At 45.1% G+C, this 760-nt stretch carries 2 tRNA genes and 1 rRNA gene; all 3 read left to right on the top strand.

The features are described 5' to 3' along the window. Window positions 1-79: 79 nt before the first annotated feature. Window positions 80-155: transfer RNA gene (locus HMPREF9163_RS00520), tRNA-Ala, on the top strand. Window positions 156-331: 176 nt separating this feature from the next. Then, window positions 332-408 (top strand) — tRNA-Ile (locus HMPREF9163_RS00515). A 150-nt stretch (window positions 409-558) separates the two neighbouring features. Beyond that, window positions 559-760 (top strand): 23S ribosomal RNA (locus tag HMPREF9163_RS00510); the annotation flags it as partial.

The raw sequence follows: 760 nt of genomic DNA, 5'->3' as shown, positions 1-760 counted from the left end.
TTACGGTTCACAATCTTAGGTCGGTCATTTGGCTTAGTTTTGCATTGTCTAGTTTTGAGGGTGACATCCATCATAAAATGGGGGCGTAGCTCAGCTGGGAGAGCACCTGCCTTGCAAGCAGGGGGTCAGGAGTTCGATTCTCCTCGTCTCCACCATCTTTTTTCTTATCGGGTGTAACCCGATATAGGTTGTACTAAGCAAAGCAAAAGCTTTGATGTATAACAAGGAATGACGGCGAATTCAAGGGAGTCGTACTGAAAGGTACGTCGATCGCAGAATTTGGCGACATGACGAAGTTAGACGCAAAGATCTTGCTCTTGCGCCTTCATATGGGCCTATAGCTCAGCTGGTTAGAGCGCACGCCTGATAAGCGTGAGGTCAGTAGTTCAAGTCTACTTAGGCCCACCATTTTTTGTTCACTGAAAACTGCACAGAAGAAACAAGAAAATCTAAAACAAGGGAGACTTTGTGTACTCATGCATAAAGTTTTCCTCACGAAAAGATTTTCCCAAGCAAATTAGGATAAAGCGAAAATACCTAAGTAAACTTAAAGACGTAAGTCAAGTTTATAAGGGCATACGGCGGATGCCTAGGCGTTTCGAAACGAAGAAGGACGCGATAAGCTGCGATAAGCCATGACGAGCTGCAAGTAAGCATTGACTCATGGATTTCCGAATGGGGCAACCCGGCGGGAGTAACGTCCCGTCACCTTATCTTCGAGATAAGGAGAAAACACCCGATGAACTGAAACATCTAAGTA

It is taken from the genome of Selenomonas sp. oral taxon 138 str. F0429, assembly GCF_000318175.2.
Lineage (GTDB): Bacteria > Bacillota > Negativicutes > Selenomonadales > Selenomonadaceae > Centipeda > Centipeda timonae.
Note: the sequence above shows the minus strand (reverse complement) of the source record. Positions and strands in the feature narration are given on the sequence as shown.